This is a genomic window from Marinobacter alexandrii (assembly GCF_005871205.1).
Classification (GTDB): Bacteria; Pseudomonadota; Gammaproteobacteria; order Pseudomonadales; family Oleiphilaceae; genus Marinobacter; species Marinobacter alexandrii.
On sequence record NZ_SWKM01000013.1, the window covers coordinates 61,835 to 87,707 of the forward strand.

Sequence of the window (25,873 nt, forward strand, 5' to 3'; positions counted from 1 at the left end):
AATTTTTTGTCTTTGAACGCCAGACGATGACAAGTCGATCACTTATCTTATTGTTTTAAAATGCTCTTATGAGACTTTGGATAGAACCTGGCAATGGAGCTGTATTGCGAAAGACGTCGTTCAGCCATAGTTTTGAGTCTCAAACAACAACGTCAAACCAACTTAATGAGACCACGTTATGCTGAACAAAAACCTGACAGGCATCCTGATGGGTGCCGCGCTGACAGCAGGGTTACCTACCCAGTCAGTTGCCTCTGAACTGACGAAAAATGCCCGCTACAACGATGCGGCAGACGCACCCTTGGCGACATTGAACAATGGCGCCAAGGTTGGGCAGGACACGCTGGAATACTGGCAACTGCCCTCCGATTCTCCGCAGCGTGCGTCCTATGATGAACTGGAACTCATTGAAGTGGCCGATAAGGTCTGGACCGTGGGCTCTGAAAGCATCGTCAACAGCCACGCCATTGAGGGGCCGGAAGGGCTGATCGTTTACGACACCGGCGATAACATGAAGGACGCTCGACACTTCTATGAGAAGTTCCGCTCGGTGTCGAACGCCCCGATCAAGGCCATCATTTACTCTCACGAGCACTACGTTTACGGCGCCCGATATTTCGTCGAGCAGGAAGCAAAACGTGGCAATACCGACATCAAGATCATTGGCCACCCCAACACCAATGAGTCTATTGCCAAGGGCGGCGTGACCGCGTTCCATCCCGAGGTGTCCTCAACGCTGCTTGCACGATCCATGGAACAGTTCAACCTGTACCTGCCCGACGAGGGACCAGACGCCGCATTCAAGAACACCATCATCCCGGGCTTTGACGGCTTCGTTCCGGTCAATACCACCGTGGAGCATGGCGAGCGAATGACTGTGGCCGGTCTGGACCTGGTGTTCTATAGCAAAGGCATTGCCACCGACACCAACTACCAGGTGCTGGTTCATGTACCGGAAAAAGACTTGGTGATGAACAATGTGGTCTGGGGTTGGTTCCCGAACATTTACAGTGTCAGGGGTGGCAACTACCGCAATCCCCAACACTGGGAGGGTGCTATTGAGTTTATCGAAAGCCTGGAGCCGGAGATTCTTCTTAGCTCCCACTCTACCTCATTGGCCAATCCCGAGCTGATTGCCCAGCGCCTGCAGAATTACAAAGACGGCCTGTCGTTTGTTCTGGATCAGACACTGAAGGGCATTCTGCTGGGATTGGAACCGGACGAGCTGAGCTACTTCGTGCAGCTTCCCGAGCACCTCAAAAACGCGCCAGTGCTGGTAGAGAACTACGGGGAAATTGCCACTATGCCACCGCGCATTTTTGCCGCCATTTTCGGCTCGTTCGACGGTGACGCAGCGTTTCTGAACAAGCTTCACCCGGATACCGAAGCGCAGCGTATGCTATCGGCGATGGGTGGCGAGCAAGCAACCTACGACAAGGCGAAAAACGCCTATAACCAAGGCGACTATCTCTGGTCCTGCCAGTTGGCAAGCTATCTGGTAAGAGCAAAGGCAACGCAACAGAACCGGCAACTCAAAGCGGATTGCCTCAGGGCCATGGGTCAGCGTGCACTGTCTACCAACAGCCGTTCCTGGTATCTCAGCCAGGCCAGGGACCTGGAAGGCAAGACCCATGTGGCGGATACAACACCCGCAGCGCCCCAAGCCATTGCAGGCTCACCAGGCCTATATGTGGATTACTACCGAGTACGCATCAACCCGAATCGGTCGAGCGACACGGAAGCATTGCTCGCTCTAAAGATAGGTGACCAAACCTTCGGCCTGGATATCCGTCGCGGTGTAGCCAACTATCGCTCACCAGAGAAAATGGCTGATGCCAGTCCCGACGCAACGCTTACGATGGCGCCGGAGACCTGGGCGCTGCTGTTCAACAATTTGGCAGCACCTGCCACCCTTGCGGAACAGGGTAAGCTGTCTGTTGCGGGTGATGGTCTGGAACTCTTGGGCCTGTTTGATCCAATCTACGACTGGCAGAACGATCCATCGTTGAAGACGGTTACTGAGATTTTCTCGAAAGCCAACGACTAATCGTTCGCCATCGTCCAAGGATGCGCTGACATGAAAAAGCCCGGTTATCTGACGATAGCCGGGCTTTTTGAGTTGTTTCGCTAGTCGCGAAAGGACTGACAGCGCACCATTGCAGGCCTTCAGTTTATGTCACCGCGTTCCCGAAGCCAGGTTTCAGAGCGCTGCATACCCTCTTCAAGCCCAATTTTCGGCTCAAAACCCAATCGTTCGCTGGCCTTTTTCAGAGAAAATCCGCCCTTTCTGGCAAACATCAGCATGGTGTCTGGCGTAACCTCGCCCTTGCCGTTGAACTTGCGATTAATCATCAAGATACCGCGGGCGAGCTTCAAAGCCGCAAACAAGGGGATGCTGGGCGGATGGCCCTTCTGCCCGGCCCAACGCCAGTGGTAACCGAAAAACGTACGGCATGGCACAGGTTCACCGCCCCACAAAATGAAAATCTGACCGCTGCCCTCCTTCAGACCCGCTGCCAGCATCGTGCCGTCCAGAAGATCGTCGATATACACTGGGGTGAAGATGCCCTTACCCCGGTTGGGCAGAATCAACTGTCCGGCCTTGGCCATTTTCAGTGGCTCAAGCAACCAGGCTCGTGAACCTGGGCCGTAGACATCGCCGGGGCGGATAATGGTGCAGTTGATCTCGCCACTGGCGTGGGCCGCCAAAACCGCGTGCTCAGAAGCGCCCTTGGCAACACCGTATAGGTAGCTATCGCCAATGGTTACCGGGGCAGTCTCATCGGCGCCTGGCTCATAGTCAGGGCCCATGGCAGCAATGGATGAGAAATGGACAAATCGCTTGGCGCCACCGGCGATGGCTGCATCCAGAGCGTGGCGAACACCCTCAACGGAAATGGCGCGATAGGTTTCCCATTCCGCTGCCAACGATACAACCGCAGCGGTGTTGATAAACAGATCGCAGCCCTCGGCATGGGTCTGCCAGGACTCAGGTTTGGTCAGATCACCCGCAACTACATTTGCCGAGGGATCGGCCTGCAAGTCCATACCGCGAACCTCGCAGCCCTGCTGCTGATAACGTTCAAGCAACGATCGACCGATAAAGCCGTTCGCACCGGTAATGAATACTTTTTTTGGACGAATAGGCTGCTGCCCATCCTTGCCGACAGGCATCTCTATAGATTCCATAATTGAACACTCACAAACAAAAAGGGCCTGCAACGCAGGCCCGGAAATTGGGGGTTAGTCCTTCACATCCTTTGCGAAGTTTGGAAAGCCAGCTTTCACGTAAATTGATGGCTCCAGACCTCGCTCTTTGATGGCTTCTTCAATCATGCCAATGATCGAATTTGCGTCCATGGTGTTGAGGTAGTTGCCATCTTCATCAAAATTGATGTTGGCGCCCTGGACGAGCATGATGGTCTCGGTCAATTCCGTGTTGTCTTCTGGTACGAGGAACGAATGAACGCTACTACCGGGCTCGTAAAGATAGCAGCCTGCGGTCTGAGGCTGGTCTTGATGCTCTGCATAGAACCATTTTCCGGATAGGGTCCACAGATGCACGGTGCCGGTGTGGTAGTGAGTAGGCAAACGCACACCAGGGTGAAACCAGACTCTGAGCACCCAGGTGCCGTTATTGGCGTCAAGGAACTGCGGCTGGACATCAACACCGGGTAAAAGGATGTCTTTATAAACTGGCGCATCGGCGCCCAAGGTTATCAGTGAACCGTGATCTTTGACGGATTCGGGAATCATTGGAACTCTCCTGTTCTGTTTGTTTTGGGAACAGGCTCAATACTGGCTCAGAGACTTCCTGAGTTCTTTCTCATTTCACGTCAAACTTTTTACAGTGCGCACCAACCGTGAGGACGCTTTCCTCTTACCTTGGTTTAAGACAAACATGGAGTCACTGAATCAAAGACAACTTCAGCCACTGTGGGACAGTGGCTGAAGTTGTCGACTGCACCCTGAACACTCCGGTGAACATCAAATTGTATTACGTTGCGCTGACCGATTGAGCGCGCCGCGTTATACGTTAGCGCCTATGAGCGCCTTACCCTTCTAATCCATCAGCTCTCGGCCTCATCAAGATCCCGGTGTATTGAACCAAGAAAAGCGCATAAGCCATTATCCAGAGCATACCGCTAATCCACACTCCAATCGTCCAGTCCACAACGCCAAAGGCCGTTACTACACGCGCAAGCGCCGCAATCTGGATGTCAACAAAAGCAAATACCATCCCTCGGGGCAGTACCAACGCGCGCCCCGTGTGTCCCAATGAAACACGGGCCATCACACCCAACACCAGGCTGCCAATGACCCCGAGTCCTGCGGCGTGGGCCCAGGCACCACCCGGCCAACCTAACAGCTGATTACCCGCTAGCAATACGAGGGACACCGGTATCCACAATAGGGAAATGTGAAGAATAGCCAGCAACGGATTAGAGGCGACCAACCAGCCCTTCCAGCCCAGCAACCGCGCCACCATGAGAAACGCCGCAACTAATGCCGACAGACCGCCTCCCCATTTGCTACCCGCCAGAAAAAGCCCCAGTAAAACAACCATGGCCACCAGACTAAGCACATCAAGCCGCGGAACAACCTTCACCACTGAAGCATCCCGGCCCTGCTGGCGCAGCCATCCAGACGAAAACGCCGGCGTGATTCGCCCACCGATGATGCCTGAGAGCGCCATGGCCATGACTAGCCCGCCTGAGATATAAATCGGATTAACCGTGAGCACAAAACTGATCTGCATTCCCCAAAATAATCCAAGTACCAGCAGGATCATCAACTGGCGGTACTGGCGTGCACGCCAAATGCGCCAGCCAACATCGAGCATCACCAGGGGCAGGAATGCCAAGTTGACCAAATGCACCAGAACGTCAGGTAACTCCGCGCCGCCAGCAAGCAGCACGCGGCCCGCAAGCCAGATTGACCAGAGGCCAAAAAGCCGTGCTCCGTGGGTACGCTTAGTGTTGGTCCATACGCACACTGCGGTCAGCAGGAAACCGGCGATGGCCGCAGACAAAAAACCGAAAAGCATTTCATGCTGATGCCAGAAAACGCCGGGCATGGCGAGCGGCAGGTGCAGCGCACCTGAAACCAGGCTGAGCCAGAGGGGTATTGCAATAACACCCAGCGCCGCCAACGATATGAAAAAGATTCGAAACGGATAGCTGAAGGGCTGCCCCAACGACAGCCCAGTGATTGTAGAGGTATTGGTTTGCATGGCTTTGGGCTCCCTGATGACTCTGGCATTATGATAGGACAATAAGAAATATTAAAAATACAGCTTAATATACTCAGCTGAGGCAGCATGGCCCGGCCCAAAAAGACCGTCGATTTGACCAGAGGAATCCTCAATGCACTGGTACGATATTCTCAAACATCTTCATGTTACTGCCGCCGGCCTGACCGCACTGCTTTTCACTGTGCGTCTAGCGCTGGATGCGACCGGCCGTCCGGGCTGGCGCACAACTCCTTTGCGGTGGTTGCCCCACCTGAACGACACCGTGCTGCTCACTGCTGCTATCGGCCTGCTGGTAGTGACGGGATGGATGCCTTTCGTCCACCACTGGCTCACCGCAAAAGTCATTCTCCTCGTGGGATATATCGTTGCAGGAGGTTATGCCATCAAGCCCAAATTTTCGCGCCCTACCCGCATTACGGCGGCAGTGCTTGCTCTGATTCAGCTGGCCCTGATTTTCTGGCTTGCGCTGAACAAGCCGGTTTTCTGACGAGGCGGCTGACAGAAACAACAAAAACAGGGAACAGACAGGTTCCCTGTTTAAGGCTGCTTTTCCGAGCTTACTCAACAGTCACCGGCGCCTCAGTGTCCGGCGAAACCACTCGCGGAGAGCTGCCCATCAGCCCTTTAACAACCTGCCAGGCCACGGCAGCGGCACCCACGATGAAGACCACGTCGCCGAAGGTCCTGACCCAACGCAGGGTCTGCAGTATGTCGCTCTGCATGAAACCTTCGCTGCGCGCATACCATAGGCCTTGGTCAGCACTGGCGGCGAACTGGATCAGACCCACCGGTAGTAAACTGGTAAACAGCATCAGCACCAGGCCACCGTTGAGCCACCAGAAGCCTGTCTTCATCAACCGCTCGTCGAAGCGGATACCGGGGCGAATATAGCGAAGGATGAGCAGCGTGAAGCCCAGCGCCAGGAAACCATAGACTCCGAACAGGGCCGCATGGGCATGGGTCGGCGTGGTATTCAGGCCTTGGATATAGTAAAGCGCGATTGGCGGATTTATCATGAAGCCGAAGACGCCCGCCCCCAACATATTCCAGAACGCCACCGCCACGAAAAACATTAGCGGCCATCGCACATTTTCCATCCACGGAGCGCGAAACTTCAGGCGCCAGTTTTCCCAGGCCTCATAGCCCAACACAACCAGGGGCACTACCTCCAGCGCACTGAACGTTGCACCCACCGCCATCACAGGCGTGGTGGTACCGGCAAAGTAGAGGTGATGGAAAGTGCCGGGCACGCCACCCAGCATGAACAGCGATGCAGACGCGAGGCTCGCCGCCGTCGCTACAGTGCGTGACACCAGCCCCATACTGCAGAAGATGAACGCCAGCGCTGTGGTAGCAAAGACCTCGAAGAAGCCTTCAACCCAGAGATGAACAATCCACCAGCGCCAGTACTCCATGATTGACAGGTGGGTGCGCTCGCCGTAGAAAAATCCTGCGCCGTAGAACAGGCCGATCGCAACGACCGATGCTGTCAGCAGCGTCAACAAATGTTTGTCTCCCGGGCGACGCAGGGCAGGCACAATGCCACGCAGCATCAGCACCAGCCAGAATGCAATACCGGTGAATTTTCCGATCTGCCAGAGTCGGCCCAGATCAACAAATTCGTACCCCTGATGGCCTAACCAGAAGTTCCACTCCGGTGGCATGATTTGAGCAATCGCAAGAAAGTTACCGATAAAGGAACCGGCAACAACAACCACCAGAGCCCAGAAGAGCACATCGACGCCCAGTTTCTGAAACTTCGGATCTTTGCCGCCGTTTATAATCGGAGCCAGGAACAGGCCCGCTGCCAGGAAACCGGTCGCAATCCAGAACAGCGCCGCCTGGATGTGCCAGGTTCGGACAAGTGAATACGGAAACCACTCAGAAACGTTGATACCGTAAAAACTCTGCCCTTCAACGGTATAGTGCGCAGTAAAGCCGCCCAATAGCACTTGAAACCCGAACAGAGCCACGACCAGAAACAGGTACTTGCCCAGACCTTTTTGGGAGGGTGTCACTACGAAGGTGGTCAGCGGGTCTTTCACCGGCGCCTCCGGCTCGTGCTCTTCTTTTCCCCTCAGGAATGCCCACGCCCACACCAGACCACCGACACCAGCGATCAGCAGAACCACACTGATGACAGACCACATGATGTTCTCTGCAGTCGGCACATTGTCAATCAACGGTTCGTGGGGCCAGTTATTGGTGTAGGTAGCATCGCCGCCTGGCCGCTCAGTGGCTGCAGCCCAAGCGGTCCAGAAGAAGAACTCCGTCAGCCGGTCACGCCGCTCGGCGCTCGGCAGCGTGTTCTCCTTCATGGCGTAATTTTCGCGGGTGGACTGGAGCCCGGGATCTGCGCTGAACAGCCGGCGGTAATAGCTGGCAGTATCGCGAATCGCCGCAACACGACGCTCGGACAACGTCAGGGTGTCGGTCTGGGCATCATAGGTGTTGGTCCGATACGACTGCTTTAACTCGTATTGGAGAGCATTCTGCTCGGAGCCCGTCAGACTATCGTAAGGCGAACCATAGGTGTCCTGCGCTGCCAGTTCGAGCCAGGCCATGAGCTCCCGATGCAGCCAGTCAGCGGTCCAGTCCGGAGCCTGGTAGGCACCGTGCCCCCAGATTGAACCTAGCTGCATTCCGCCAACCGATTGCCAGGCGGTCTGGCCATCGAGGATGCTGTCCTCAGTCATCAACTGCTCCCCTGACGCGCTGACCACACTGTCAGGGATGGGAGGTGCTGAACGATAGACCTCTGCGCCAAAATACCCGAGCATGGCAAAGGTAATGGCGAGCACGGCAATGAGAATAAACCATAGCCTACGGTAACTAGTCATGGCGCCCTCCACTGAGCTCGTCGTAGAGACGGTGGAAGAGAACGTTGTTCTTCGAGCTAATAGGTTTCATCGGATCCTCACGCAACGCCTCAAACCCTGCGTTCGGTTGGTAGAACAGGGCTGTGGCTCCCGGGATATCCTCGGCCAATTGCCACACCATTAGATTTTGCAGATTCACAGTCATCCTCCTCTCGATCACTCTCTTCTGATCCGTTGCTCGCTCTGCAACAGGCTCACCCTTTAAAACATTTATTAAATTTACATGTTTTAGATTGAAGAAGTAAACAAAAAGAATGTTTGTTTTTTCGAACACTTCTCTATCAAGCTGTCGACATCACGCTGCCGTGGGGGCTTTTAAAAACCTCTTCGCTTTACGCCCATACTCCTAAGTGTTTTTGCTCAGTCACGCCACTTGCAAATCCTACCTTTTGAACATATATTATTTTTACATCTTCTTAGAGAGTCGAGTGCACAGCCATGGAAAAAGTACTCACATTCGCCAACGCTGCATTACTGGTGGCCGCCCTAGCCCTGACAGGTACAGTGCTGGCGTCCTACCCGCTTGCGCACCACCTGAGCATGCCAGTTCAAATTGCCGCCCATATCGGCACCTTGCTCTTCGCCACGCTAGTGAAGCTGTCCTACATCCTGCGACTGATCTCCTTGAAATCCCTGGGGAGACCCGTTCACTGATTACCGTTAAACTGGGGAACATCCATGCAAAGCGATCACATAGAAATCATGAACCCCGGATTAATCGGATACCGCGTTCTTGCCTACACGAGTCTAGGTTTGGCGATTGCCGGCATCTTTTTGCCCCTGCTGCCGACTACACCTTTTGTGCTGCTAGCAGCATGGTCAGCCGGGCGCGGCTCTCCAGAGTTCCATCGCTGGATACACAATCACCGAACGTTCGGACCTATTATCGAAAACTGGGAAACTAATCGTGCTGTGCCCACGCAAGCCAAATGGCTGGCCTGCGCGATGCTGATGTTGAGCTGGGGAATTCTGTTCGTCTCTGGTGCGTCGGCATGGCTTCTCGCAGGATTGGCGGCATTCTTCTGCGGCCTGCTTGCCTTCCTTTTCACCCGACCCTCTTGCTGACCTTGTGGCCATCGTCTTTGTTGGAGCAGTTACATGCACATCACCCGCTACACCGATTATTCCATTCGGGTATTGATATACCTGGCGCTTCAGGAAGAGCGTCTGGCGACCATCCAGCAAATCGCCAGCAGCTATGACATCTCCAAGAACCACCTGATGAAAGTGGTACATCAGTTGACGCTGAAGGGCTACGTAGAGAGCATCCGCGGCAAGAACGGCGGGCTGCGACTGCACCGGAAACCGGAGGACATCAACATTGGCGTGCTGGTGCGGGAGACCGAGCAGGACCTGAATCTTGTGGAATGCTTCTCCTCGGGCAATAAGTGTCGCATCACACCGGTATGCGGATTGAAGAACATTCTGGCGGAAGCTTTAAGAGCCTTCCTGGAGACCCTCGACCAGTACACGCTCGCCGACATTCTTCCGGAACGGCAAAAGCCCCAATTGTTGCGCCTGTTGCAGATTGCCTGAAAGCGGTTGCTTCAAAGCCTCAGCGTATAAGCGACAACGATGCCGTACAAAAGCACAGACCATTTCGACTCAAGTCCGGGCCTATGACCTCTAAAGCCACACCGGTGCCAGCATTTCCCAAGACGACCATGGCGACCCTTCTGGCACTTTATATTGCCCAGGGACTACCCTCTGGATTGTTTGCCCATGCCCTGCCGGTGTTCTGGCGAGAGGCCGGGATTGGCCTTGCCTGGATCGGCGCGCTAAAACTGCTGGCTTTGCCATGGATTCTGAAAGCCTTGTGGGCGCCGGTAATTGATCGCAGCCTCTGGAACGTAGCTCCGATACGCTGGGTATTCGGGCTGCAATCTTTGGCCGCCGTCTGCCTGATCGGCCTGGGAATAGTTGGCATAACCCCTCAAGGCCCCTGGCTGCCGCTGACGGTCGCTGCGATCTTGTTGATCAATCTGCTGATGGCCACCCAGGACATCATTACCGATGGTCTGGCTGTTCGGCATGTTCCCGCTATTTGGCGAGGGTTGGCCAACACCTTGCAAGTGGCTGGGTACAAAATCGGAATGTTGGCCGGCGGCGCCTTTTTGCTGATCCTGGCCAGCCACGTAGACACACAGATCGCTCTCTTGCTGCCGGCAGGTCTTTTGATTGTGCTGCTGACACTGGTTTATCGCGCCCCCATTCTTCGTACTCCCCATCGGCTCTCTACCCCAGCGGACGAACCGCAGCCCAGGATTATCGACGGTTTCATCGGCCTTATCCGCCAGCCCGGCATGTTGTTCTGGTTGGGAATCGTAGCCTGCTACAAAGTCGGTGATGCCATGGGATCAGGCATGGTTCGCCCGATGCTGACCGACGGTGGCTGGACAGCCGAGGCAATTGGAAACTTCACACTTGCCACCACCGTAGTTGGCCTGTTGGGGGCGGCCATCGGCGGATGGCTTTACACCCAACTGGGTGGCCGACGCAGCCTGATCTGGGCAGGTATCGCCCAGGCTGTGACGATCAGCGGCTGGGCACTGGTCGCAGTGAAGGGCACCGGAACTGCCTTGGTTTACGGAGTCGGTATCACCGAGCAATTGGCCGACGGCGCATCCACGGTGGTGTTGTTTGCGATGATGATGAATCTGTGTCGGCAGCAGTGGGCCGGCACCGATTTCACCGTGCAGGCGTCCATCCAGGTCATCTTTGCGGGCATCTTCGGCTTGCTGGGTGGCTCGATTGCCCAAGCCTACAGTTACGAAATCCTGCTCGGGCTTGCCGGATCTGCAGGCCTTGCCGTGGTGTTCGTGTTTGCACTCCAGGGCCCTAAAACAGTACCCCGCTGACCTCCCTGCTTCGAGGCCTACTCAAGGTTTCCTCCAGTCAGTTTTTTTACAATGCCCGCCACACTTCCTATACAACGCTGACGACACCTCTCAAGAGTTCTTGGGGTGCAAGGATTTTATGCCCATTGGCTTGCTCCTTGCTGAATGCAAGAGACGCTGCAATTGACGGGTCCGGAACGAAGTATGAGGGCCAGTGAAGTGCCTAAAATCCGGACAGCCGCCTTACATTCCTCATTATTGAGGCATGAAGACGATGACAGGTCGCCAGTTCTTCACCGGTACTGGATTAATTTGGACTCTTAGCACAACAACACAGGCGCTGCAGCCTGACCTGTTCGACATCTATGGCGAAGTCACCGGCGGCTACATTTCTGATGAGGCTCTGAACAATACCTCTGGCCGCGAAACTCAGATTTGGAAGATGACCCAGGTGCTGGTTGGCCTTGTCTACAACGCCGAAGACTCTGCCTGGTCAGCGCGTATTGAATGGGTCCCATTGTCGGATGATCTATGCTTCGAGCCAGAAAACGCGGCATGCGGTGACATTTACAAAAATCTCGGAACAAGCCTGCTTTACTTCGGTGAGCATCCGGTACGTGAAGCCGCCGCGCGCTATCAGGGAGACAACTGGTACGCCGACATTGGCAGAATTATCAATCCCTATGGCTTGTCATTAAATGAAGCACCCTATCGCCATCGGCACGACGCACCTCACGCCTATTACATCGATAAAGAACTGGTCAGCGGGGTCAATCTCGAAGCCCAGCTAAGTCGCTGGACAGCTTCGCTTGGTGTCTTTGGCGGCCGCGGTGATCCGGGCAGTTCCTACAACTATTATCTGAATGGGCAAGTGGATCCAAATCTAAAAGGCAACAACACCCCTTTGTTCGAAACTACCCTCGCCTACCGAAGAATTGGGCGGCAAAGCACCCAAACACTCTATGGTGGTTACCACCACACCAAGACAGGCTCAGCCGTCGGGCACTTATACAGCGGTAAACACAATGACGAACGAGCCCAAGTGGGGCTGGACGTAACCTACACTCCACAATCATCGCTGATCACCGGGTATCGCCTGCTCGCTCAATACAGTCAATACAGTCAATACACCCTGGGCTTAACAACTAAAGGCCAACAAGGCCGCTCCACACCAATTCAAAGCAGAGACCTGGTAAAACGGGGAGTGTTCGCAACTGGCGTGGTGGAATTCGGATCACGATTGGAGCTTGTATATACTTACGAGGAGCTCGACCGAATCGACACTCTGGTGTGGGATCGGGTGGCCAATTTTGATCCTTCACACCCTGCCTTCGATTCGGTGGAACGCAATCACATCGTGAGTATCGCGTATCGCTTCAATCGCAATGTCGAGTTTTCGGCATTTTTTCGACAGTCAGATTTTGACTATGCCTTCGTCTCCGACATCGAGCCGGAAACAGACACCGACAAGGCCGGGTTCCTGGTTCACTTTCAGTTCTGACCCGAGGCATTACTCACCAATCTATTTGGATCATGGCCCAAAACGTGCTTCCCAACACCTCAGACGATGATTTACCGGCACACCACGCCGTGAGCCGAGGGAGGACACCACGCCATGTCGCTACTGACATCACTGATTCGCGCCAGCACCCAGTTCCAACAGGCCTTGGAAAAGCGCCCGGCACCCGAGGGTTCGGGGCAAGGCGCTCCAGCCAAGGCAGAGGCGGCGCAGCCCCAGCCAGCCGGGGCGCCTGGCGACGACCGCTTTACCCCTTCCGGTGACAACGCTGCAGACCTGGCCAAACAGAAATCCCGTAAGCTGGCCATGGCAGAGTACAAGCAAACCGTGGGGCAGGATCTTGCCTTTGTGCGGGAAACGCTGCGGCATAAGCTTGCCGAATACAATCTGCAACCCGGCACTGCGCTCAGTGTGAACCGGAGTGAATCCGGTAGCGTTCAGGTTTCAGGCGGGATTCCCGAACAGGCAAAAGCCTCGATCGAGAACGATCTTAATGTGAACAAGAACTTCAAGGACGCGTTCGGCCGGCTGAGTATCAACGAGCCCACACTTGGGTTCATGGACAACGCCCTGAAGCTCAACCAGGCCTACGGCGTAAACAACCCGTTGCTGGACACCCTGGTCAGCGAGAACCAGCAGTTCAACGGGCTGCAGGATCTGGTGCACCGTTACGATAGCCTCCGCCGTTCCGCCGGCAGCGAACAGTTCGGGGTGGCCGACAACAACAGGAACTACGCGTTCAATCTGAACGCGCGCGCCTGATCGTCAGACATTGCCCGATCATTAGACATTAAAGGGGGCGGGATCGCCTTTACCGACCCGGGTAACCGCCGGTGCCTCGCCGGTGAAGTCAACCACCGTGGTCGCTTCCATGCCGCAGAATCCGCCGTCGATGATCAGATCCAGCTCGTGCTCGAGGGTTTCCCGGATATCGTAGGGGTCGGTCATCGGCTCTGTTTCACCGGGCAGGATCAGCGTACTGCTCATGATCGGCTCACCCAGCTCCCCCAACAACTCCTGAACAATGGCATTGTCCGGAACCCGCACGCCAACAGAGCGGCGTTTGGGATGCAGCAGCCGCCGGGGCACTTCGCTGGTGGCATCCAGAATGAAGGTGTAAGGCCCGGGGGTGAAATTCTTCAGCAAACGGTACTGCGTGTTATCCACCTTGGCGTACACGCCGATATCGGACAGGTCCCGACACACCAGGGTGAAGTTGTGTCTGTCGTCCAGGCGTCGAATGCGCTTGATTCGATCCGCCGCCTGTTTGTCCCCCAGATGACAGCCAATGGCATAGGCTGAATCCGTGGGGTACACGATTACCCCACCCCGGCGGAGAATATCCACGGCCTGATTAATCAGGCGTTTTTGTGGGGTTTCCGGGTGAATCTGGAAAAACTGGCTCATGCATCCTCTCCCTGACCAGTGGGCGCTGTCATGGCGGGGTCGTTTTTTGATCCGCCCAGGCAGTTGGGTGACTCGGGTGCGGACTGACCGGTTGCTTCCCATTCCTCTGGCGAATACAGGTGCAATGCGAGCGCGTGCACTTCGCCGGCCAACTCTGCGGCCAGAACCTGATAGATCGCCTGGTGGCGCTTGACCTTCATCTGACCCTCAAAGTCCGCTGAGACCAGGGTTACCTTGAAATGAGTCTCCGAATTCGGTGGCACGCTGTGCTTATGACTTTCGTTCTCCACATGCAGGAGGCGGGCATCGAAAGCCTTGTTCAGCTTTGTTTCGATTGCGTTCTGGATCTTCATAATTCGTCCATTCTCCGAATACGTTCTGTGACTGCAGTCTACTACACAAACCACCAACCACCCGAACCTTGACAGCAAAGAGCCAAACGGCCACATTCCCATCCCGATTCAACCGCATAAACGCCCATGCATCTGTACATCGCCGAAAAACCTAGCCTCGGTCGCGCCATCGCCGCCGCCCTGCCCGGTCCACACCAGAAAGGCCAGGGCTGGATCCGCTGTGGCAATGGCGAAACCGCCGCCACCGTCAGCTGGTGCATAGGGCACCTGCTGGAGCCAGCCGAACCTGCGCGCTATAACCCGGCCTGGAAAAAGTGGTGTCAGGAAGATCTGCCCATGTTCCCAGACAAATGGGAGGTCATGCCCAAGGACAGTGTGCGCCAGCAATTGAAGGTGCTCGAGTCACTTATCCGGCAGGCGACAACCATTGTCCACGCAGGCGACCCGGACCGTGAAGGCCAGCTGCTGGTGGACGAGGTAATTCGGTACGTTGGCACCGAGGCGCCAGTCCAGCGGGTACTGATCAACGACCTGACGCCCGCAGCCGTGGCCAAGGCTGTTCAGGCCCCCAGAGACAATCGCGAATTCCGCCGACTCTCCCACTCTGCCCTGGCCCGCCAACGCGCAGACTGGTTGTACGGCATCAACCTGACCCGCTTTTACACCCTGAGTTACCAGCGGCCGGGCGAGCAGGGTGTATATTCCGTGGGGCGGGTTCAAACGCCGGTTTTGGGCCTGGTGGTTGAGCGTGACAGTGCCATCGAGAATTTCGAACCCAAACCCTATTTCCGCATTGAAGCCCAGTTTGCAGCCCAGGAAGACGAGGCCGACCAGAGCCCTTTCACCGCCCGCTGGCTGCCTGACGAACAATTCCAGGACCAACTCGACGAAGAGAACCGGCTGCTGGACCGAGCCATTGCGGATCAAATCGCCGCCGACGTAGACGGCCGCCCCGGCACCATCACAGAGTCACGGTTCCGGGATCGTCCCGAAGCGCCGCCGTTGCCCCTGTCGCTCTCGGCTCTGCAAATCGAGGCCGGCCGGCTGTTTCGCATGGGTGCTAAAGAGGTGCTCGACACCGCGCAGAATCTGTACGAACGTCATCAGCTGATCACCTATCCCCGGTCAGACTGCCGCCACCTGCCCGAGGGCCATTTCGGACAGCGAGAACAGGTGGTTCGCGCCATCTCCAGGGTTGCTCCAGATTTAGCCGAAGCTTGCCAGCAGGCCGATACCGAGCGCCGTACGGCAGCCTGGAACGACAAACAGGTCGACGCGCACCACGCCATCATTCCAACCAGCCGGCCATCGCCAAACGGGGCGCTGACGGCTACCGAAGAAAAACTCTACGGGCTCATCAGTCGCTATTACCTGATGCAGTTCTCCGCCGACGCGGTGCACCGGGAGGGTCGGCTCACAGTTCGGGTAACCAACCACAAGTTCAGGGCCACCGAAACCGCCATTCTGGTCCCGGGCTGGAAAACCCTTGAACTGAAGCTCCGCGAAGGCCGCAACGACTCTTCAAAGGCGCCTTTACCACGCCTGGACAAAGACGAGCCGGTTCTGTGCAGCGATACCACCATCGCAGAGCGCAAGACCCAACCTCCGCAGCACTTCACCGACGCCACACTGCTGTCGGCGATGACCAACATCGCCCGCTTCGTGACCGATCCGAACCTTCGGAAAACCTTGAGGGAAACCGACGGACTGGGCACCGAAGCAACCCGCGCGGCCATCATTGACACCCTGTTCAAGCGGGATTACCTGTACCGCGACAGCCGCCACATTCGGGCCACCGATAAGGGCAAGGCACTGATTACCGCCTTGCCAGAGTCGGTCAGCAAACCGGACCGGACCGCGGCCTGGGAAGCTACCTTGGAGAGCATTCGCCGTGGCGAAGGCGATCCACGGGAATTTCTCGACACCCTGAAACAGGAAGTCCGGGGCTTCATCGATCGTCCCCAGGGCACACCTAACGTTAGTCCATCCGCGGATGGAACCGAGCCGGCGCAGGGTGGCCAGGTACACTGCCCAAAATGCCGAGCCCCAATGACCGAAAGGGATGGCAAGTTCGGTCGCTTCTTCGCCTGCACACGGTATCCTCAGTGCCGTGGCACCCGTCCCCTCGAGGATGCGGCGCCGGAGGACGGCACCGGCCAGAAACCTATCCCCTGCCCCCACTGTTTCTCCCCGCTGGTCCGCAGGAAAGGAAAAAAAGGCTGGTTCTGGGGCTGCAGTAATTTTCCGGCCTGCCGACAAACAGTTGATGACGACAACGGAAAGCCAGCACTCCACTTACGCAACTCTACATAACGATACTGAACGTACTGTCAGTTTTTGTGATAATCGCTTGATATCAACCAGCAATCCGTCCAATGCCCAAGTATTAGGCACGGTCACAATCGCAATACCCCTGGAGACGTCTGATGCGCATTGCTCTGCTTGAAGATGAATACGAACAGGCGCAGCACGTCCAGTCGATGCTGTCAGAGCGCGATCACCACTGCGACACTTTTCCAACAGGGCAAGCGTTTCTCAGCGCCGTTCTCCACCGCAGCTACGATCTGCTGATCCTCGACTGGCAAATACCCGACATGACCGGCATCGACGTGCTCGAAAGCGTCAGATCGCAGCTCAACTGGGTGATTCCGGTAGTGTTCCTGACCCAACGTGACAGCGAAGCCGATGTCGTGCGCGCGCTGGATGCCGGCGCCGACGACTACCTGGCCAAGCCTGCCCGGGCGGCAGAACTGGCGGCTCGCATCAACGCCCTCGCTCGCCGCAGCAATCCTGACAGCGAAAAGGAAGTGCTGAAATACGGCCCCTTTGAAGTGAACACCCAGCGCCGAACCATCACGCTGCATGGGGACGAACTGACCCTGACTGACAAGGATTTTGACCTGACCCTGTTCCTGTTTCAGAATCAGGGCCGCTTACTGACTCGTGAAATGCTTCTGGAGCGTGTCTGGGGCCTGGCACGGGAAATCAACACCCGCACCGTCGACACTCATATGAGTCGACTGCGGCGTCGCCTTGGGCTGAATCCGGAAAACGGCTTCCGGATCAAGACTATTTATCAGCGTGGTTACCGGCTTGAGTCCATGCAACATCAGCAAGTGGACCATAACTCCGACATGAGCAGCTCGGACGTGAATAACTCTGAAATAAGCGAGACCGACCGAGCCGCGAATGAGTAAAACTGGCACACTGCGAACCCTTCTGGCGCTTGCCGCATCGGCGATACTTTGGGCAGCAACGACTGCCCACGCCGAACTGTCCATCACACAAGGCTCGGCGCTGCCGTCTTCTGAGTCGGGCTCAACGTCAGCGCCGGAATGGCTCTACACGCTCCGCCCGGGTGAAAATTACCAGCAAGTCGCCAAGGAGCTTCTGGCCCGTGGCTACAGCTCGTCACGCCTGCTGCGATTCAACAATATCGAAGATGGCGCCGTCGTGGCCGAGGGCGACAGCATCCGAATTCCCCTGCACTGGCTCAAACGCCAACCCGATTCCGCACGGGTAACCACGGTTTCCGGGGCGGTACAACTGATTTCCGGCGCCAGCGGCCGCAAGCTTCCGCTTACCCCCAACACCCTTATTCGAGTTGGTGACGAAATCGTCTCAAGCTCGGGCACGGCAACCATCAGCCTCGCGGACGGTTCGGACGTCCGGCTGGCGCCGGATTCCCGACTCATATTCAACAGACTCACCCAATACGGCAAGTCTGGCATGGTGGACACCCGGCTGCGCCTGAACAAGGGCGAGGTTCATACCCGGGTCAAACCGGTGATTGAGGGTGGCGCCCGGTTCGAAATCGAAACACCGTCCGCCGTGGCGGCGGTTCGCGGCACCGCCTTCGCCCTGCAAACGTCGGTAGCCAGCACCAACCTCCAAGTCACCGACGGTGTGGTTGATTTCGGCGCGCCAGGGAGAACACGCAGAATTCCGGCCGGCTACAGCGCCACGGTTTCCACCCAGCCAAACGGCGGACTCACTATCCGGCGCCTGCCGCCGGCACCCGAAGTTGAACCTCTGCCAACGACACTGACGCAATTACCCGCTACATTGAAGTGGGCGCCCAGCCCGGCAGCGCAGCACCAACTGAACATTTTTGAATCCGGGAGCGGACGCTGGGTCGAGAGCCGGAAAATTGATGGCAGCCGATTCGACATCAGCCTGCTGGATAACGGCGACTACGAAATCCACCTGGCCGCGCTGACCAACCGAGGGACCACTGGCTTGCCCGCCGTTGTACCGGTAAAAATAGATCTGAAAGCAGAGGCCGCGAACCTGATTGCGCCTGAAGAAGGCAGCCTGGCCGACGATGATATGCCCGAGTTCAGTTGGCGCCTGAATGGCAAGAACGAAGTCGCACGGGTGGAAATAGCCGAAGACGAAAGCTTCAACGAACTGGTGACCTCCAGCGAATGGGCACCGGAAACCTCGGCCCTGCCCTTGCGCCCGCTCAGTCCGGGACAGTATTACTGGCGCGTTGTAACCGAAGCCGGTGGCACCTCGGTGGCCACCAGCAACACCAGAAAAATGGTGGTGAATGGCACCATTCCGCCCGTGCGCATCATCAGCATCAACTACGTTGACAGGCAGGTCCGGGTGTTCTGGGAGAAAGTGCGGACCGCTCAGGAATACCGCCTTCAGCTCTCGGAAGAACCCGAATTCAAGAACATAATCAAGGAGGCAACGCTGGCCGAGACGACGGCAGCCTTGCGTCTGATTCCCGGAAGGCGGTATTTTGTGCGGCTAAAAGCTCTTTCAGATGGCCCACTGACCAGTCGTTGGGGCCCCGGGAGGGAACTGTACCTGGAATAATCCATTGATCGACCGATACAGCAGGACGCATGAACCGGGATTGGCTGCCAATAAATACGACTCCCTGGACCATGGGCCTGTTACTGGCCATGCTGATCCTGCTCATTCAGGCATCGGCGCTGCCTGAGCGAATCAATCTCTGGCTGTACGACGTTGCCACTACGTCCCTTCCGGCCACACCATCCGATGATGTTGTCATTGTCGCCATTGATGAGCTCAGCCTGAACCGAATCGGTCGATGGCCCTGGCCACGGAGTGTCCACGCCGAAATCATCCGAAAGCTACACGCCGCCGGCGCCGACACCATTGTCTTCGACATCCTGTTTCCGGAACCATCGGCAGACGATGCCGCGCTGGCCCAGGCCATGACTGCTCATGGCAACGTCATTTTGCCGGTCTATCTATCTCCGCCCGCTTCCAACTATTTGCTGAGCGAACAGCTGCCCGCGTCACAGTTGGCCTATGCAGCTGCCGCACTCGGTCATGCCCATGTGGAACTGGACACCGATGGTGTTGCCCGGGGACTTTATCTGTTCAACGGCCTGGGGCGCCATCTATGGCCCAGCCTTTCCGCGGCCGCCAGCCGACCCCCCAAACAGGATGCCAGTTCCCACGCGGCAGCGCCGTTCGTCAATGTCCGTGACGGCTACCGCTCTGTGCCGCTGGCGGGGGGCGCCGGCACCCTGCCCACACGCTCTTATATCCAGGTATTGAACGAGCCACCTACACCGGGGCTGCTCAAGGGTAAGACGGTGTTTGTAGGCGCAACTGCAGCGGGCTTCGGGGATATCCTGCCGACGCCCTTTTCAGGACTGAGCAGGCCGATATCGGGCGTGGAATTTCACGCCAACGCGTACTCCGCACTCAGCCAGGGGTTATTGATTGAACCCGCACCCCGCTGGGTTGGACCGGGCCTCGCCCTGGCCGCCATCCTTCTGTTGGCTATCACTCTGCCGAGAATGCGGCCGACGCGCACACTGTTCGCGTGCCTGTTTACCCTGATTGTTGTGGTAGCGGTATTCCTGTTTGGCCTGTTCACCGCTCGGGTCTGGATGCCCGTGGCCAATGCGCTGCTGGCTCCCCTGCTGGCGTTTCCGATATCAAGCGGTTTCCGACTGGCCATGACCAACCAGTTCCTCAATCGACAACTGGACGCACTCGCACGTACGCCCCACGTTTCCGTTCCGGAGACGGCCCGCAGGCATCCGGCTCAGCTTCTGGAACACCTGCAAGCACTGCTCCAGCCTAAAGGCTGGCTCCTGAGCGAGGACCGTTTCGTTTTATCTGCTCAGGGGCTTTATGCAGAGGACATTCCGCAACTGCTGGAACCCGGCCAATGGCATCACGACAACAATCGCAGCTGGGTGCAGCTGATACGCGGAAAAACCAATTACACCCTGGGCCTGATCTTGCCCAATGACCTTAGCCGGGACGCCATACAGCGCTATCTCCGGCGCCTGCACCTGGAATTCGCCCAGGACTCCAAACAGACGGAACGCCCCAGAGAGAATATCTCCGCGCGAATTCAACGAGTCCGTATCGCCACCGAACGGCTCAATCACATGCAGCAGTTTATTCGCCACAGCTTTGAGCGCATGCCCGATGGCATCATTGTCACCGATGAACTGGGCGTCATCCGGTTTGCCAATCGCCATATTGAAGAATGGTTCCAGGAACCCATGCCCAGCCTGGGTGGACTGCCCCTGGTGCGGCTTCTGGAGGGCCACGATCCCCGGGAAACGCCGCCCTGGCATGAGACTGTGTCCGAGACGCTGACGCTGCAACAGAGCCGGACGGTGGATTTGCACATCCACAACAAAGATTTTCTCATTCACTTTGCACCGTTCGCCCTGCCAGACAGCGACCAGCACGGCATCATCGCGAACATCTCAGATATTTCCGAGCTTCGCGAACAACAACGGCAGCACCGCGAGGCTATCGACTTTATTTCCCACGATGTCCGCTCGCCACTGGTATCCCAACTGGCGCTGATCGAGCAGTTGAAACGCGACCCCAGCCATATCGACCGGCAACAGCTGGATCAGCTCGGCCGATTAGCGCGACGCAGCTACCACCTGGCCGAGGAGTTTGTGCAGCTTGCCCGCGCCGAACAACTGACGGAGACCCGCTTTTACGAGTGTGAAATTTTGGCGATTGTGGAAAATGCACGGGATAGCGTCAGTGAGCAGGCGGCGGAAAAAGGCATTCACTTCCACCTGCAGGGTACTGAAGACCTTTGGCTAAGGGGCAATGCTGAGTTGCTTGAGAGAGCGGTCATCAACCTACTGACCAACGCCGTCCAATATAGCCCAGCAGGATCGGCGATCGACATACAGGTATTCCGCGCCGGCCACCTGGCCTGCCTGACCATCGGGGATGAAGGCAGCGGGATTGATGCCGAAGAGCTTCCCCACCTGTTCGACCGTTATCGTCGGCAGAAGCGCAGTGAGCTGGCCGGAGTGCACGGCACCGGGCTTGGCTTGTCATTCGTGAAGACGGTGGTGGAAAAGCACAGGGGACAAATTGCAGTAGCCTCGGAACCTGGGGAAGGATCGACCTTCACCCTGAGACTTCCAATAGCCGACCCTCTTGCCTGAAACCGCATTCCGTCAGGCAGGCGGGGGAATCACGGTTACGACTGTACGGATTTGCTTACAATGTCTGACGGTTCGCTGATCAGGCCACTGGTGTCCTGGACCTGAATGGTGAAGTACCAGGTGCCATTGTCGAGCCCACTGATTTCATAAGACATCTCAGCCTGTGCCTGGGCATTGGCTACCACCACTTCCTCTGTCAGGTTCTGGGTGTCCTGGCCATAGCGGATCACATACCGGTCCAACTCCCCCATGGGAATGCTTTCGCCGTTGACCCGAGTCAGGGGCGCGCTCCAGCTCAACACCGCTGTACGCACGTCAGAAGAACCTTCACCGACACCGCCAGCGCCAACTCCAGTTCCAGCCGTTGAAGAGCCCGAGCTTCCGGCACCAGAAGATCCACCGCCGCAACCTGTTAAAAGTGCTCCCATTACAAACGCGGCGATCCATGCCGTTGACATTTTGCTGACGCGTTTCATTCTAATATCCACCATTATTCCGTCGATTTTGTAAAATTGTATAAAACGCGGACGATAATAAATGTGACAAGCGTCGTTTTCCTAATTACAAAATGGTCAATTTTTCGACAGGAACAGGTAATAAAAAGACCCATAACACTGTTTCTTGGGCAATTTCTTGCCCAAAAAGACAACTTTGTACGTGGATTACATACAGAAAAGACGGAAAACAGACGTGAAAATACGTCGGATTTAACAAGGGTTCATAAAAGGAGTTGGGAGGGGCGTCAAAATAGCGCCAATATTCTTTCCACTAAACGACTGAAAATGCGTCAAAGTGCCGGCATAAGATCAGAGGATTGCCAAGGGGAAACAGGCGAGCAAGTCGGTCAGGCACTTTGACCTTTCTGGCGCTCAAAAAAAAGACGGATCAGAGAACTGATCCGTCTTTATAAAGTGGTAGCGGGGGCAGGATTCGAACCTACGACCTTCGGGTTATGAGCCCGACGAGCTACCAGACTGCTCCACCCCGCATCAAAACTGGTTGTTTACCGGGCATCCCCCGATCAACGTGCGCGTATAATAGGGAGCTAATGGCGCCCTGTCAATCGTTATTTTCAAACAAATCAGTTGGAAACGACAGATCCTCGGTAACCACTGGATCAGCCATTGTAGTCGGCTGCCACAAACCAACAGCATCAATAGCTTCGCGGACCGGGCGGAAGGAACGACGATGCTCTGGTGTCGCCCCCAGACGGTTCAGGGCCTCCAGATGCACAGGCGTCGGATACCCCTTGTGTTTGGCCAGTCCATAGCCTGAGTAGGTTTGCTCCAGCACCTCCATCTCTCGATCCCGGGTCACTTTGGCCAGGATGGAGGCAGCACTGATTGACTCAACCCGACTATCGCCCTTCACCACCGGTTCGGAGGGCCAGCGCCAGTTCGGGCAGCGGTTGCCGTCTACCAAGACATACTCTGGCTCCACACCCAGGCCTTCAACAGCACGCTCCATAGCGACCATGGTAGCCTGGTAGATATTCAACTTATCAATCTCATGGGCCTCACAGCGACCAATGCACCAGGCCTCGGCCTTGGCCATAATCTCGTCGTAGAGGGCGTTACGCTTTTTTTCCGTCAGCTTCTTAGAATCGGCAAGCCCGGCAATGGGCCGGTCAGGGTGCAGAATGACCGCCGCGGTGACGACCGCACCGATCAATGGCCCGCGTCCAACTTCATCCACGCCCGCCAGCAGGGATCCCCGGTAAGAGCACTCGAACGGCGGCAATTCGACACGCGCCATGATTATCCTCTTCTTCCTTCCAGCAATTCGGAAACCGCCTGCGCGGCTTTTTCATCCGCGTCCTGCCTGAGCGTGTGGTGCAGCTCGGTAAAGGAATCAAACAAACGCTCACGCTCGCTCTCATTCTCCAGCCGCTCCAGTACCGCTGCGCCCAGCGATTCAGGACTGGCGTCGGCCTGCAGCAGCTCAGGGACCAACGCCTTCTTGGCCAACAGGTTCGGCAACGCAACATGAGGGACTTTCACCAACCGAGACAGCAATGCGTAGCTGAACTCACTCAGCCGATAACCCACCACCATCGGCTTTTTCAGCAGCATCGCCTCCAGCGTGGCGGTACCGGAGGCCAAAAGGACCACATCGGACGCGGCCATCACCTCCCGTGACCGACCGCGGACAATGGTCACCGGCAACGTCACCTCAAGTGCATCGACCAAGTCCCGAACTTGCCGCTCTCGATCCCGATTGACACAAGGAATGACCAGCTGCAGATCCGGCCGTTTTTCCTGGATCCAGCGCGCGGCTTCAAGGAAAAGAGTACCCAGGCGCTCCACCTCACCAGCCCGGCTTCCGGGCAGCACGGCCAGTAACGGCGCCTGGTCATCCAGACCCAGTTCCTGACGCGCCTTTCCGGTTTCCGGGACCATTGGTATCCGATCGGCCAATGGATGGCCGACAAACGCCACGGGCACTTGGTGCTCTTCGTAGAAACGAGCCTCAAACGGAAACAGCGTGAGCATCAGGTTAACGGACTTGGCAATCTTGAAAATGCGCTTCTGGCGCCAGGCCCAGACAGAGGGGCTGACGTAATGCACAGTCGGGATGCCTGCGTTACGACATCGGCGCTCAATAGCAAGGGTAAAGTCGGGGGAATCAATACCGATGACCACATCCGGCGGAGTGGTAAAGAAGTACTCCAGCAAGCGCGCTCGAATCTGGAACAGCTCTCGGATCCGCCCGAGCACTTCAACCAGTCCCATAACCGATAGTCGTTCCATCGGCACCAGGGAATGAAAACCTTCGGCCATCATGTCGTCGCCGCCAATGCCGACGAAACGGGCCTTGGGGTAGCGGGCACGAAGAGAGCGGATTAAACCCGCGCCCAGAATATCGCCGGAAGCCTCACCGGCAATGATTCCGAACGTTATGGCGCGGTTGCTGACAACCGCACGCTGCGTAGGATGGTCCGTCACCAGCAGGCTCCCGCCAGATTAGCGAATGATGCCGCGGTGCGCTCCACGGAGGGAGTCAATGAGGGGGCGTATCTCAGGAATGTCTGAATAGGCGCTGGCCAATTCTTCCACCGCCTGCTCCGTAGTGAGTCCCTGACGGTAGATCACCTTGTAAGCTCGGCGCAGCGTCAGTAGGACATCCTTGCTGAAACCACGGCGCTTCAGACCTTCTACATTCATGCCATGGGGCTCGGCAGACTGGCCACTGGCCATGACATAGGCAGGAATATCTTTGAGCACAATACTGCCGCCGGCCGCCATACTGTGGGGGCCGATATGACAGAACTGATGCACCATGGTGCCACCGCCCAGAATAGCAAAGTCACCTACGTTCACGTGCCCCGCCAGAGTCGCGCAATTAGCCAGAATTGCGTTGTCACCCACCACACAATCATGGGCCACGTGCACATAGGCCATCAGGAGATTGCCGCTGCCAATCCGGGTTTCACCACGATCCTGGACCGTGCCCCGATGTATCGTGCAGTTCTCACGAATTACGTTATTATCACCTATTGTCAGCGTCGTCGGTTCACCGGCGTACTTCTTATCCTGGCATTCCTCTCCAATACTGGAGAACTGGAAAATCCGGTTGTTGCGACCAATCACTGTCGGCCCCTTCACAACCACATGGGACAGTATTTCAGTACCTTCTCCGATCTCAACGCCCGGCCCAATGTAGCTCCACGGGCCAACGGTAACGTTGTCCGCGAGTTTGGCTGATGGGTCTACAATCGCTTGAGGATGAATACCCGACCAGTCACTTGTCGCCATCAAACTTCTCTCTCAGCGGTCAGAATCTCTGCCACGCATACGACGTCACCGTCGACCAATGCCCGACATTCGAATTTGTAGATGCCACGCTTGCCGGAAATCAGCTCTGACTCCATGCAGAGTTGGTCTCCCGGCAACACAGGACGCTTGAAGCGTGCCTTGCTGGATCCAGCCAGATATTGTACCACGCCGTCTGCCGGTTTCCGTCCCACAGTCACAAATCCGAGAATCCCGGACAGTTGTGCCATGGCCTCAATGATCAGCACGCCCGGCATGATCGGATTGTTGGGAAAGTGGCCCTGGAAGAATGGCTCGTTGATTGAGACGTTCTTATAACCTTTGATTGATTTCCCTTTCTCCACTTCGGTAACCCGGTCCACTAGCAGGAACGGATAACGATGCGGCAGGTATTCCAGAATTTCGTCTATTCCCATCATCTTACTTG

Annotated in this window: 24 protein-coding genes and 1 tRNA gene; 12 read left to right on the forward strand and 13 right to left on the reverse strand. The window is 56.5% G+C overall.

Annotated elements, in window-relative coordinates; all coding sequences use genetic code 11:
- The first annotated feature begins 178 nt into the window (after positions 1–178).
- Positions 179–2,047: an alkyl sulfatase dimerization domain-containing protein gene (locus FCS96_RS11265; protein ID WP_138440487.1), complete on the forward strand. Its 1,869-nt coding sequence runs from the start codon at positions 179–181 to the stop codon at positions 2,045–2,047.
- A gap of 119 nt (positions 2,048–2,166) precedes the next feature.
- Here the strand turns inward: FCS96_RS11265 and FCS96_RS11270 are convergent, their stop codons facing one another.
- The 3 genes from FCS96_RS11270 to FCS96_RS11280 all read right to left on the reverse strand — a co-directional run bounded on the left by FCS96_RS11270 (position 2,167) and on the right by FCS96_RS11280 (position 5,233).
- Positions 2,167–3,189 carry an NAD-dependent epimerase/dehydratase family protein gene (locus FCS96_RS11270; protein WP_138440488.1) on the reverse strand — a complete coding sequence of 341 codons (1,023 nt, stop codon included), beginning with the start codon at positions 3,187–3,189 and terminating at the stop codon, positions 2,167–2,169.
- Between the two features lie 54 nt (positions 3,190–3,243).
- Positions 3,244–3,756 carry a 2,4'-dihydroxyacetophenone dioxygenase family protein gene (locus FCS96_RS11275; RefSeq protein WP_138440489.1) on the reverse strand — a complete coding sequence of 171 codons (513 nt, stop codon included), beginning with the start codon at positions 3,754–3,756 and terminating at the stop codon, positions 3,244–3,246.
- 298 nt (positions 3,757–4,054) lie between these two features.
- A complete protein-coding gene (locus FCS96_RS11280) occupies positions 4,055–5,233 on the reverse strand; it encodes an NnrS family protein (RefSeq protein WP_138440490.1) in 1,179 nt (392 codons plus the stop codon).
- A 133-nt stretch (positions 5,234–5,366) separates the two neighbouring features.
- On the opposite strand from FCS96_RS11280, the gene FCS96_RS11285 reads away from it, so the two are divergent.
- On the forward strand, positions 5,367–5,741 hold the full coding sequence (locus tag FCS96_RS11285) for a SirB2 family protein (RefSeq protein ID WP_138440491.1): 375 nt from the start codon (positions 5,367–5,369) through the stop codon (positions 5,739–5,741).
- 70 nt (positions 5,742–5,811) lie between these two features.
- Here FCS96_RS11285 and FCS96_RS11290 read toward each other — a convergent pair whose 3' ends face one another.
- Positions 5,812–8,094 (reverse strand): nitric-oxide reductase large subunit, encoded by a 2,283-nt coding sequence (locus FCS96_RS11290; protein ID WP_138440492.1) that lies wholly within the window; start codon positions 8,092–8,094, stop codon positions 5,812–5,814.
- A complete protein-coding gene (locus FCS96_RS20070) occupies positions 8,087–8,272 on the reverse strand; it encodes a hypothetical protein (protein WP_171040772.1) in 186 nt (61 codons plus the stop codon). Before FCS96_RS20070 ends, FCS96_RS11290 begins: the two co-directional genes overlap by 8 nt.
- Positions 8,273–8,571: 299 nt before the next feature.
- Here FCS96_RS20070 and FCS96_RS11300 point away from each other — a divergent pair, with 299 nt between their 5' ends.
- From FCS96_RS11300 to FCS96_RS11325, 6 genes are all read left to right on the forward strand, one after another.
- Positions 8,572–8,787, forward strand: coding sequence for a hypothetical protein (locus FCS96_RS11300; RefSeq protein ID WP_138440494.1), 216 nt, complete (start codon positions 8,572–8,574; stop codon positions 8,785–8,787).
- 24 nt (positions 8,788–8,811) lie between these two features.
- On the forward strand, positions 8,812–9,198 hold the full coding sequence (locus FCS96_RS11305) for a YbaN family protein (protein ID WP_228264087.1): 387 nt from the start codon (positions 8,812–8,814) through the stop codon (positions 9,196–9,198).
- Between the two features lie 33 nt (positions 9,199–9,231).
- Positions 9,232–9,669, forward strand: coding sequence for an RrF2 family transcriptional regulator (locus tag FCS96_RS11310; protein WP_138440495.1), 438 nt, complete (start codon positions 9,232–9,234; stop codon positions 9,667–9,669).
- An 83-nt stretch (positions 9,670–9,752) separates the two neighbouring features.
- Positions 9,753–10,991 (forward strand): MFS transporter, encoded by a 1,239-nt coding sequence (locus FCS96_RS11315; RefSeq protein WP_138440496.1) that lies wholly within the window; start codon positions 9,753–9,755, stop codon positions 10,989–10,991.
- A 253-nt stretch (positions 10,992–11,244) separates the two neighbouring features.
- A complete protein-coding gene (locus FCS96_RS11320) occupies positions 11,245–12,471 on the forward strand; it encodes a hypothetical protein (protein ID WP_138440497.1) in 1,227 nt (408 codons plus the stop codon).
- 114 nt (positions 12,472–12,585) lie between these two features.
- Entirely contained in the window at positions 12,586–13,251 is a 666-nt protein-coding gene (locus tag FCS96_RS11325) for a hypothetical protein (RefSeq protein WP_138440498.1), read from the forward strand.
- 21 nt (positions 13,252–13,272) lie between these two features.
- Here FCS96_RS11325 and FCS96_RS11330 read toward each other — a convergent pair whose 3' ends face one another.
- Together FCS96_RS11330 and FCS96_RS11335 are read right to left on the reverse strand one after the other, a co-directional pair.
- Positions 13,273–13,896, reverse strand: coding sequence for an L-threonylcarbamoyladenylate synthase (locus tag FCS96_RS11330; RefSeq protein ID WP_138440499.1), 624 nt, complete (start codon positions 13,894–13,896; stop codon positions 13,273–13,275).
- Entirely contained in the window at positions 13,893–14,249 is a 357-nt protein-coding gene (locus tag FCS96_RS11335; RefSeq protein ID WP_138440500.1) for a BolA family protein, read from the reverse strand. Before FCS96_RS11335 ends, FCS96_RS11330 begins: the two co-directional genes overlap by 4 nt.
- 126 nt (positions 14,250–14,375) lie before the next feature.
- Between FCS96_RS11335 and FCS96_RS11340 the strand changes: the two genes are divergently transcribed.
- From FCS96_RS11340 to FCS96_RS11355, 4 genes are all read left to right on the forward strand, one after another.
- Complete coding sequence (locus FCS96_RS11340) at positions 14,376–16,562, forward strand: DNA topoisomerase III (RefSeq protein WP_138440501.1); 2,187 nt, start codon at positions 14,376–14,378, stop codon at positions 16,560–16,562.
- Positions 16,563–16,675: 113 nt separating this feature from the next.
- Positions 16,676–17,446 (forward strand): response regulator transcription factor, encoded by a 771-nt coding sequence (locus FCS96_RS11345; protein ID WP_228264088.1) that lies wholly within the window; start codon positions 16,676–16,678, stop codon positions 17,444–17,446.
- On the forward strand, positions 17,439–19,076 hold the full coding sequence (locus FCS96_RS11350; RefSeq protein WP_138440502.1) for a FecR family protein: 1,638 nt from the start codon (positions 17,439–17,441) through the stop codon (positions 19,074–19,076). The genes FCS96_RS11345 and FCS96_RS11350 overlap by 8 nt, the downstream gene beginning before the upstream one ends.
- 29 nt (positions 19,077–19,105) lie before the next feature.
- The gene (locus FCS96_RS11355) at positions 19,106–21,673 is read left to right on the forward strand and encodes a CHASE2 domain-containing protein (protein ID WP_138440503.1); all 2,568 of its coding nucleotides are present in this window, start codon (positions 19,106–19,108) and stop codon (positions 21,671–21,673) included.
- A gap of 35 nt (positions 21,674–21,708) precedes the next feature.
- On the opposite strand, the gene FCS96_RS11360 is transcribed toward FCS96_RS11355, so the two are convergent.
- The 6 genes from FCS96_RS11360 to fabZ all read right to left on the reverse strand — a co-directional run bounded on the left by FCS96_RS11360 (position 21,709) and on the right by fabZ (position 25,865).
- A complete protein-coding gene (locus FCS96_RS11360) occupies positions 21,709–21,987 on the reverse strand; it encodes a fibronectin type III domain-containing protein (protein WP_228264089.1) in 279 nt (92 codons plus the stop codon).
- Positions 21,988–22,585: 598 nt separating this feature from the next.
- Positions 22,586–22,662: transfer RNA gene (locus tag FCS96_RS11365), tRNA-Met, on the reverse strand.
- 70 nt (positions 22,663–22,732) lie between these two features.
- Positions 22,733–23,428: a ribonuclease HII gene (gene rnhB, locus FCS96_RS11370; protein ID WP_138440504.1), complete on the reverse strand. Its 696-nt coding sequence runs from the start codon at positions 23,426–23,428 to the stop codon at positions 22,733–22,735.
- Between the two features lie 2 nt (positions 23,429–23,430).
- Positions 23,431–24,618 (reverse strand): lipid-A-disaccharide synthase, encoded by a 1,188-nt coding sequence (gene lpxB, locus FCS96_RS11375; RefSeq protein ID WP_138440505.1) that lies wholly within the window; start codon positions 24,616–24,618, stop codon positions 23,431–23,433.
- Positions 24,619–24,636: 18 nt separating this feature from the next.
- Positions 24,637–25,428: an acyl-ACP--UDP-N-acetylglucosamine O-acyltransferase gene (gene lpxA, locus FCS96_RS11380; RefSeq protein ID WP_138440506.1), complete on the reverse strand. Its 792-nt coding sequence runs from the start codon at positions 25,426–25,428 to the stop codon at positions 24,637–24,639.
- Positions 25,428–25,865: a 3-hydroxyacyl-ACP dehydratase FabZ gene (gene fabZ, locus FCS96_RS11385; RefSeq protein ID WP_138440507.1), complete on the reverse strand. Its 438-nt coding sequence runs from the start codon at positions 25,863–25,865 to the stop codon at positions 25,428–25,430. Before fabZ ends, lpxA begins: the two co-directional genes overlap by 1 nt.
- Positions 25,866–25,873 lie beyond the last annotated feature (8 nt).